Origin of the sequence: Pseudomonas sp. RGM2987, assembly GCF_022952855.1 — a bacterium.
GTDB lineage: Bacteria > Pseudomonadota > Gammaproteobacteria > Pseudomonadales > Pseudomonadaceae > Aquipseudomonas.
In genome coordinates, this window is the sequence record NZ_JALJDX010000091.1 from 1 (window position 1) to 9,363 (window position 9,363).

Annotated in this window: 9 protein-coding genes; 5 read left to right on the top strand and 4 right to left on the bottom strand. The window is 62.4% G+C overall.

What is annotated here, in order from left to right; all coding sequences use genetic code 11:
* Positions 1-88 precede the first annotated feature (88 nt).
* A complete protein-coding gene (locus tag RGM2987_RS01475; protein WP_245138342.1) occupies positions 89-484 on the bottom strand; it encodes a hypothetical protein in 396 nt (131 codons plus the stop codon).
* A 234-nt stretch (positions 485-718) separates the two neighbouring features.
* Here RGM2987_RS01475 and kdgD point away from each other — a divergent pair, with 234 nt between their 5' ends.
* The 5 genes from kdgD (at position 719) to RGM2987_RS01500 (ending at position 7,275) form a co-directional block, all read left to right on the top strand.
* Positions 719-1,630 (top strand): 5-dehydro-4-deoxyglucarate dehydratase, encoded by a 912-nt coding sequence (kdgD, locus tag RGM2987_RS01480; protein WP_245138343.1) that lies wholly within the window; start codon positions 719-721, stop codon positions 1,628-1,630.
* A gap of 68 nt (positions 1,631-1,698) precedes the next feature.
* Positions 1,699-3,144: an aldehyde dehydrogenase family protein gene (locus RGM2987_RS01485; protein WP_245138344.1), complete on the top strand. Its 1,446-nt coding sequence runs from the start codon at positions 1,699-1,701 to the stop codon at positions 3,142-3,144.
* A gap of 85 nt (positions 3,145-3,229) precedes the next feature.
* Positions 3,230-4,594 carry an MFS transporter gene (locus RGM2987_RS01490; RefSeq protein WP_072341209.1) on the top strand — a complete coding sequence of 455 codons (1,365 nt, stop codon included), beginning with the start codon at positions 3,230-3,232 and terminating at the stop codon, positions 4,592-4,594.
* Between the two features lie 13 nt (positions 4,595-4,607).
* Positions 4,608-6,161, top strand: a complete 1,554-nt coding sequence (gene garD / locus RGM2987_RS01495; RefSeq protein ID WP_245138345.1) for a galactarate dehydratase — start codon at positions 4,608-4,610, stop codon at positions 6,159-6,161.
* A 172-nt stretch (positions 6,162-6,333) separates the two neighbouring features.
* Positions 6,334-7,275, top strand: a complete 942-nt coding sequence (locus RGM2987_RS01500) for an AEC family transporter (RefSeq protein WP_245138346.1) — start codon at positions 6,334-6,336, stop codon at positions 7,273-7,275.
* 145 nt (positions 7,276-7,420) lie between these two features.
* Here RGM2987_RS01500 and RGM2987_RS01505 read toward each other — a convergent pair whose 3' ends face one another.
* From RGM2987_RS01505 to RGM2987_RS01515, 3 genes are read right to left on the bottom strand one after another with little or no spacing between them, the layout of a single operon-like run.
* Positions 7,421-7,801, bottom strand: coding sequence for a carboxymuconolactone decarboxylase family protein (locus RGM2987_RS01505; RefSeq protein ID WP_245138347.1), 381 nt, complete (start codon positions 7,799-7,801; stop codon positions 7,421-7,423).
* Positions 7,798-8,859 (bottom strand): calcium/sodium antiporter, encoded by a 1,062-nt coding sequence (locus RGM2987_RS01510; protein WP_245138348.1) that lies wholly within the window; start codon positions 8,857-8,859, stop codon positions 7,798-7,800. Before RGM2987_RS01510 ends, RGM2987_RS01505 begins: the two co-directional genes overlap by 4 nt.
* A gap of 49 nt (positions 8,860-8,908) precedes the next feature.
* On the bottom strand, positions 8,909-9,286 hold the full coding sequence (locus RGM2987_RS01515; RefSeq protein WP_042731712.1) for a septal ring lytic transglycosylase RlpA family protein: 378 nt from the start codon (positions 9,284-9,286) through the stop codon (positions 8,909-8,911).
* Positions 9,287-9,363 lie beyond the last annotated feature (77 nt).

Genomic DNA, 9,363 nt, shown 5'->3' on the forward strand with positions numbered 1-9,363 from the left:
CCCACCAACAGGGGCTGCTGCGCAGCCCAGCGGGAGCAAGCTCCCTCGCCACGGGGGAATGACTTCGGTTCAAACGCCCACCACATCCCTACGCCTTGATCCGCACATTCAGTGGCTTGGACGTATCGGCCCCGCCGCTCTCGTACGTAAACGTGTAGCGCAGCTCAACCAGCCGGCCGCTGAATTTCTTCAGGGTGTCGCCGGGCACCGTCAGCGTGACCCCCTTGCGCAGCTCAGCTACTTCGAAGTCATCCGGATGCGTTTCCGGCGTCTTGTTGACCATCATGGGTTCAAGGTTGCCCGTCCATTCCGGCGGTTTCGAGGCCGCGCCGAGGGTCAGGTACACGGACGAGTTCGGTGAGATGTTCGAATCCGGGATCTGCACGGTCAACGTCTTGCCTGCCTTCGCCAGGCTGATCGCTACCTCCCCGGAAGCATCGGCTGGAAAATCCTTGAGCGTGGGTTTTTCGAATGTCGTCGTCATGGTGTCACTCCTGTGAAGTCGGCCGGGAACGGCCACCTGCGCAGTTATGACCACTCCCTGGAAGGCTGCCTACTGGCAGAGTCGACAGTGCGGACGAGCGGTGCGGCAGCCTTTTTTACCCTTTGATGACGAAATGCAGTTGACGCAGGTTATTTAAGTTGTACGATGACCTACAACTTCTGGCCGAAGCTTAACTCTCTCATACATAAAATTGCGTCCCAGGGTGTTCGAATAATGAATCCACAAGAACTGAAGTCCATCCTCTCGTCTGGCCTGCTGTCGTTCCCGGTCACCGATTTCACAGCCCAAGGCGATTTCAATCGCGACAGCTACATCAAGCGCCTCGAGTGGCTGGCCCCGTACGGCGCCTCCGCATTGTTCGCAGCCGGCGGTACCGGTGAATTCTTCTCCCTGGCCGCCAGCGAGTACTCGCAAGTCATCAAGACTGCCGTCGACACCTGCGCCACCAGCGTGCCAATCCTTGCCGGTGTTGGCGGTGCCACCCGCCAGGCTATCGAATACGCTCAAGAAGCCGAGCGCCTGGGTGCCAAGGGCCTGCTGTTGCTGCCGCACTACCTGACCGAAGCCAGCCAGGACGGCGTTGCCGCCCACGTTGAAGCCGTGTGCAAATCGGTAAAAATCGGCGTAGTGGTGTACAACCGCAACGTCTGCCGCTTGAACGCGGCTCAGCTGGAGCAACTGGCCGAGCGCTGCCCGAACCTGATCGGCTACAAGGACGGCCTGGGCGACATCGAACTGATGGTGTCGATCCGTCGCCGCCTCGGCGATCGTTTCAGCTACCTGGGCGGCCTGCCGACCGCAGAAGTCTACGCCGCGGCCTACAAGGCCCTGGGCGTGCCGGTCTACTCCTCGGCGGTATTCAACTTCATTCCGAAAACCGCGATGGACTTCTACCACGCCATTGCCCGTGACGATCACGAGACCGTCGGCAAGATCATCGACGATTTCTTCCTGCCTTACCTGGACATCCGCAACCGCAAGGCCGGTTATGCCGTGAGCATCGTCAAGGCGGGTGCGAAGATCGCCGGCTACGACGCAGGCCCTGTGCGCACCCCGCTGACCGACCTGCTGCCAGAAGAATACGAAGCACTGGCCGCGCTGATGGATAAGCAAGGCAAGCAGTAACAGACCCGACAAAGCCGCTGAGCAATCAGCGGCTTTTTGCGTAAGGCTTTTTGTGAGGAGAAGCATCCGTGACTGATGCAAAGCGTTTCGATAACTACATCAACGGTCAGTGGGTAGCCGGTGCCGACTATTGCACCAACATCAACCCGTCCGACTTGTCCGATGTCATCGGTGAATACGCCAAGGCTGATGCAGCGCAAGTCAACGCCGCCATCGAAGCTGCCCGCGCCGCATTCCCGGCCTGGTCGACCTCGGGCATCCAGGCCCGTCACGATGCGCTGGACAAAGTCGGCAGCGAGATCCTCGCCCGTCGCGAAGAGCTCGGCCAATTGCTGGCTCGGGAAGAGGGCAAGACCCTGCCCGAAGCCATCGGCGAAGTGACCCGCGCCGGCAACATTTTCAAGTTCTTCGCCGGCGAATGCCTGCGCTTGTCTGGCGACTACGTGCCGTCGGTGCGCCCGGGCGTCAACGTCGAAGTCACCCGCGAAGCCCTGGGTGTGGTCGGCTTGATCACCCCGTGGAACTTCCCGATTGCCATCCCTGCGTGGAAAATCGCCCCGGCCCTGGCCTACGGCAACTGCGTGGTGATCAAGCCCGCCGAGCTGGTGCCGGGTTGTGCCTGGGCCCTGGCGGAAATCATCTCCCGCGCAGGCTTCCCGGCCGGTGCATTCAACCTGGTGATGGGCAGCGGCCGCGTCGTCGGCGAAGTGCTGGTCAACAGCCCGAAAGTCGACGGCATCAGCTTCACCGGTTCCGTGGGCGTGGGTCGGCAGATCGCCGTCAACTGCGTCTCGCGCCAGGCCAAGGTGCAGTTGGAAATGGGCGGCAAGAACCCGCAGATCATCCTCGACGACGCCGACCTCAAGCAGGCTGTCGAACTGGCGGTGCAGAGCGCGTTCTACTCCACCGGCCAACGTTGCACCGCTTCCAGCCGCCTGATCGTCACCGCCGGCATCCACGACAAGTTCGTCGACGCCATGGCTGAACGCATGAAATCGATCAAGGTCGGTCATGCGCTGAAAGCCGGTACTGATATCGGCCCGGTCGTCTCCGAAGCCCAGCTCAACCAGGACATGAAATACATCGACATCGGCCAGAGCGAAGGCGCGCGGCTGGTCAGCGGTGGTGGCCTGGTGACCTGCGATACCGAGGGTTACTTCCTGGCGCCGACGCTGTTCGCCGACAGTGAAGCCTCGATGCGCATCAGCCGCGAAGAGATCTTTGGCCCGGTCGCCAACGTGGTGCGCGTGGCGGACTACGAGGCGGCGCTGGCGATGGCCAACGACACCGAGTTCGGTCTGTCGGCCGGTATCGCCACCACCTCCTTGAAGTACGCCAACCACTTCAAGCGCCATTCCCAGGCGGGCATGGTGATGGTCAACCTGCCAACCGCCGGCGTGGATTACCACGTGCCGTTCGGCGGGCGCAAAGGTTCGTCCTATGGTTCGCGTGAGCAAGGTCGCTACGCACAAGAGTTCTACACCGTGGTGAAAACCGCCTACATCGGTTCGTAAACGCTACACCGGCGGGGCTGGCTAACCAGCCCCGGCCGTACAATCTGCTGACCCGCATAAAAATAAATAGTGGGAGTACTGTTACATGCAAGCGACCAAGCCGACGCACGTCCGCTACTTGATCCTGCTCATGCTGTTCCTGGTGACAACGATCAACTATGCCGACCGCGCCACCATCGCCATCGCAGGCTCCAGCCTGCAAAAAGACCTCGGTATCGACGCGGTCACCCTCGGTTATATCTTCTCCGCCTTCGGCTGGGCCTACGTGGCCGGTCAGATCCCTGGCGGCTGGCTGCTCGACCGTTTCGGGTCGAAAAAAATCTATGCCCTGAGCATTTTCACCTGGTCGCTGTTCACCGTGCTGCAAGGCTATGTCGGTGAATTCGGCATGTCCACGGCCGTGGTTGCGCTGTTCATGCTGCGCTTTCTGGTGGGGTTGGCCGAAGCGCCGTCCTTCCCGGGCAACGCACGAATCGTCGCCGCCTGGTTCCCGACCGCAGAACGCGGCACCGCCTCGGCGATCTTCAACTCGGCGCAGTATTTCGCCACCGTGTTGTTCGCCCCGCTGATGGGCTGGATCGTCTATCGCTTCGGCTGGCAGCATGTGTTCATCGTGATGGGCGTGATCGGCATCGTGTTCTCGCTGATCTGGCTGAAGGTGATCTACAGCCCGCGCCAGCACCCGATGATCAACGAGGCCGAGTTCAATCACATCGCCGCCAACGGCGCGATGGTCGACATGGACCAGGACAAGGGCAAGGAAAAGAAAGCCGACGGTCCGAAGTGGGACTACATCCGTCAACTGCTGACCAACCGCATGATGCTCGGCGTGTACCTGGGCCAATACTGCATCAACGGCATTACCTACTTCTTCCTGACCTGGTTCCCGGTGTACCTGGTGCAGGAGCGCGGCATGACCATCCTCAAGGCTGGTTTCATCGCTTCCTTGCCGGCGATCTGCGGTTTCATCGGTGGTGTGCTGGGCGGGGTGATCTCCGATTACCTGCTGCGCAAGGGCCACTCGCTGACCTTCGCCCGCAAGGCGCCGATCATCGCCGGCCTGCTGGTGTCCAGCAGCATCGTGGCTTGCAACTACGTGGACATCGAGTGGATGGTGGTGGGCTTCATGGCCCTGGCCTTCTTCGGTAAAGGCGTGGGTGCGCTGGGCTGGGCCGTCGTGTCCGATACCTCGCCAAAACAGATCGCCGGTCTGAGCGGTGGCCTGTTCAACACCTTCGGCAACCTGGCATCGATCACCACGCCAATCGTCATCGGCTACATCATCAGCGCCACCGGTTCGTTCAAGTGGGCACTGGTGTTCGTTGGTTGCAACGCGCTGGTAGCAGTGTTCAGCTACCTGGTCATCGTCGGGCCGATCAAGCGTGTCGTGCTCAAGGAACCCACGGCCAAGGATGCCGGCATCTCCAGTTTGTCTGAAGCTAAATCCTGAAGGAGCGGCAGCAATGCAATTGATTGAACATGCCGACTCGCCCCGTTACATCCGCCTGCACGAGCGGGATAACGTGGTGATCGTCGTCAATGACCAGGGCGTACCCGCCGGGACCGCGTTCCCGGATGGGCTGGTCACCGTGGACTTTGTGCCCCAGAGCCACAAGGTCACGCTGCAGGATATTGCCGAGGGCGGCGAAGTGATTCGCTACGGCCAGGTCATCGGCTACGCGTTGCAACCGATCCCCCGTGGCAGCTGGGTCAAGGAAGACCAGCTGCGCATGCCCACCGCGCCGCCGCTGGACAGCTTGCCGCTGTCCACCGACGTGCCGACGGCCGATGCGCCGCTGGAAGGCTACACCTTCGAAGGCTACCGCAATGCCGACGGCACCGTCGGCACGCGCAATATCCTGGGCATCACCACCACGGTGCAATGCGTGACCGGCGTGCTCGATCATGCGGTCAAGCGCATCAAGGACGAATTGCTGCCCAAATACCCGAACGTCGATGACGTGGTGGCGCTGACCCATAGTTACGGCTGTGGCGTGGCGATCACCGCCACCGACGCGTACATCCCGATCCGCACCGTGCGTAACCTGGCGCGCAACCCGAACCTGGGTGGCGAGGCGCTGGTGATCAGCCTGGGCTGCGAGAAATTGCAGGCCGGCCAAGTGATGCATGACAACGACAGCTCGGTGGACCTCAGCGAGCCGTGGTTGTATCGCTTGCAGGATTCCAGTCACGGCTTCACCGAAATGATCGAGCAGATCATGGAGCTGGCCGAGACCCGTTTGAAGAAGCTCGACCAGCGCCGCCGGGAAACCGTGCCGGCCTCGGAGTTGATCCTGGGCATGCAGTGCGGCGGCAGCGATGCGTTTTCCGGCATCACCGCCAACCCGGCGCTGGGCTACGCCTCGGACCTGTTGCTGCGCGCCGGGGCGACGGTGATGTTCTCCGAAGTCACCGAAGTGCGCGATGCGATCTACTTGCTGACCTCCCGGGCGCAAACCCGGGAAGTCGCCCAGGAGCTGGTGCGCGAGATGGACTGGTACGACCGTTACCTGGCCAAGGGCGAGGCGGATCGCAGTGCCAACACGACGCCGGGCAACAAGAAGGGCGGGCTGTCGAACATCGTCGAGAAATCCCTGGGCTCGATCGTCAAGTCCGGCAGCAGCGCGATTAACGGCGTGCTCGGCCCGGGTGAGCGCTTCAAGCAAAAGGGTTTGATCTTCTGCGCCACGCCGGCCAGCGATTTCGTCTGCGGCACCTTGCAACTGGCGGCGGGGATGAACCTGCACGTGTTCACCACCGGCCGTGGCACGCCGTACGGTTTGGCAATGGCGCCGGTGGTGAAGGTCTCGACCCGCACCGAACTGGCCCAGCGCTGGCCGGACCTGATCGACATCGACGCCGGCCGCATCGCCACCGGACGAGCGACGATCGAGGAGTTGGGCTGGGAGCTGTTCCACTACTACCTGGACGTGGCCAGCGGCAAGAAGAAGACCTGGGCCGAACAGCACAAACTGTTCAACGACATCACCCTGTTCAACCCGGCGCCGATTACCTGAGCCGGCGTTGTGGGAGCGAGCTTGCTCGCGAAGGCGGTGGGTCAGCTTGCATCGATGTTGGATGTGCCGACATCTTCGCGAGCAAGCCCGCTCCCACAGGAATCACCAGACGCCGGTGCCGTGAGTGGCTTATCATTAGCCACCTAACGACACCCCTCTGAAGGTCCCCGGCATGCTGGCAATTTTCCTCGAAACCCTGAACATCACCGCGCCGGTGTTCGCCATGCTGTTTCTGGGGGTGTTGCTCAAGCGTGTCTACTGGATCAACGACAACTTTATCCACACCGCCTCGTCCCTGGTATTCAACGTCACCATGCCGGCGTTGTTGTTCCTCGGCATCCTCCACGCCGACCTGCACGCGGCCTTGCAGCCGGACCTGCTGATCTATTTCTCCATCGCCACCCTGGTGAGTTTCGCCATGGCCTGGGGCTGGGCGATCTGGCGTTGCCCGCGTGAGGATCGCGGCATTTATACCCAGGGCGCGTTTCGCGGCAACAATGGGGTCATCGGCCTGGCGTTGGCGGCGAGCATGTATGGCGACTACGGGATTTCCCTGGGGGCGATCCTCGCGGCGCTGGTGATCCTGTTCTACAACACCCTGTCGACCATCGTGCTGGCGGTCTACAGCCCGGTGATCAAGTCCGATCCGTGGAGCATCTTTAAAAGTGTGATCAGCAACCCGCTGATCATCAGCGTGATCGTTGCCGCGCCGTTCGCCTATTGGAAGATCGGCCTGCCGAACTGGTTCGAGACCTCGGGCAAATACCTGGCGCAGATGACCTTGCCCCTGGCGCTGATCTGCATCGGCGGCACGCTTTCACTGGCGGCCCTGCGCAAGAGCGGCAAGATGGCCCTGAGTTCGAGCCTGGTGAAAATGGTCGGCCTGCCGGTGCTGACCACCCTGGGCGCCTGGCTCTGGGGCTTTCGCGGCGCGGAACTGGGAATCCTGTTCCTGTACTTCGGCAGCCCCACCGCGGCGGCCAGCTTCGTCATGGCCCGCGCCGCCGATGGCAACCAGGAGCTGGCGGCGGCGATCATCGTCATCACCACGTTGATGGCGGCGATCACCACCAACCTGGGGATTTTTGTGTTGCAGTGGGGTGGGTGGATCTAGGCTTGGATTTCTGGTGTTCTCTGGGGCCTCTTCGCGAGCAAGCCCGCTCCCACAGTTGATCGGGTTTCTTCAGAAGGAATGCGGTCGAATGTGGGAGCGGGCTTGCTCGCGAAGAGGCCCGCCCATCCACCACAAATCCTATCCTTTACTCCTGCTTCTGATACGCCTCGATCACCTCCTGCGCCGCCCGAAACGCATCGATTGCCGCCGGCACGCCCGCATACACCGCGCAATGCAGCAACGCCTCGCGAATCTCTTCCACCGTGCAGCCATTATTCAACGCGCCGCGCACGTGGCCTTTGAGTTCCTGCGGACATTTGAGGGCGGTGAGGGCGGCGAGGGTGATCAGGCTGCGGGTTTTCAGCGGCAGGCCGTCGCGGCTCCAGACACTGCCCCAGGCATGTTCATTGACGAAGTCCTGCAGGGGTTGGGTGAACTCAGTGGCATTGCCCAGGGCGCGGTCGACGAACGCATCGCCCATGACCTGGCGACGCATGTCCAGGCCGGTCTTCGGAGTGTCGGTCATGGCAAATCCCTCTTGTGATGTTGGCGGCGCCAGGCGCGCAAGGAGCTGAACAGCAAAAAGGCGAGCAGGGCCGGCAGCACATAGAACAGCATCAGATGTTCCAGACGGCCAGCCAATGGCATGCCGGTGGTGAACGACACCACGTGCAGCCCATAGGCCAGGTACAGACCCAGCAAAAGCAGGCCTTCGGCGCGGGTGACGCGATAACCGGAATAGAACACCGGCAAGCACAGCACCGCGACGCCGAGCATCACCGGCAGGTCGAAGTCCAGGGCATTGGGCGACACCGAAAGCGGCGTCGGGGCGGCGAGGGCAGTTACGCCCAGCACGCCCAGCAGGTTGAACAGATTGCTGCCGATCACGTTGCCCACCGCGATGTCCCGCTGGCCGCGCAAAGCGGCAATCAGCGAGGTGGCGAGTTCCGGCAGCGAAGTGCTGACGGCGACAATGGTCAGGCCGATGATCCGTTCTGAGAGGCCCAGGTCCGTTGCCACTTCCACCGCCGCGCCCAGCAGCAGGTGCCCGGCAAAAATCAGCATCGCCAGGCCCAGCACGATCATCGACAGACTCTTGAGCCAGGACGCCTGCGTCCCTTCGACGCCTACGGCGTGGGGCCGCGTCGAATGCCGGGACTGGCGCAGCAGCAGGCCCAGGTACACCGCCAGCGCCGTCAACAGCAAGACGCCGTCCAGGCGGGTCAGTTCTTCGTTCCAGGCCAGCACGAACACCAGCAGGCTGGCGCCGATCATCAGCGGGATGTCCAGGCGCACCAGCTGGCGCGAGACGCGCAACGGAATGATCAGCGCCGACAGGCCAAGCGTGACGAGGATGTTGAAGATGCTGCTGCCAATCACGCTGCCTACGGCGATGTCGGCGTTGTGCGCCAGGGTCGCTTGCAGGCTGACGGCCATTTGCGGCGCGCTGCTGCCGAGGGCGACGACGCTCAGGCCGATGATCAGCGGCCGCACCTGCAAGCGTGCCGCCAGGCCGACGGCGGTGCGCACCAGCAGTTCAGCGCCGGCGATCAGCAGTAGCAGGCCGCCGGCCAATTCAAGCAGGCTGAGCAGGGGCAGGGCGGTGAGTAGGGAAATGGCCGGGCTCCGTCTGTCAATCGTCGAGGGCTTGCACCCGCACCCGTGCGGTGCCGGTGCGTAACATGCCCAGTTGCTCTGCCGCCTCGCGGGACACATCGATCAGGCGTCCGCGCGTATACGGGCCGCGGTCGTTGATGCGGACCACGACACTGTCATTGTTGCCCAGGTTGGTGATTTTCACCCGTGTGCCGAACGGCAACTGGCGATGGGCAGCGGTCAGGCCATGCTGGTCGAAACGCTCGCCGCTGGCGGTGCGTTTGCCGTGGTGCCTGGCGCCATAATAAGAGGCCACGCCCGTCTGGTCGTAGCCGTGTGGGTCGACCGTCCCGCTCTGGCTGGCGCAACCGGCCAACAGGGACAGCAGGGCGCAGGCGCCGAGGAGACGCTTCATTGAAAGGTTTTCCACATCAGTGTGGTTGTAAATTTATTGTGGCGAGGGAGCTTGCTCCCGCTGGGCTGCGTAGCAGC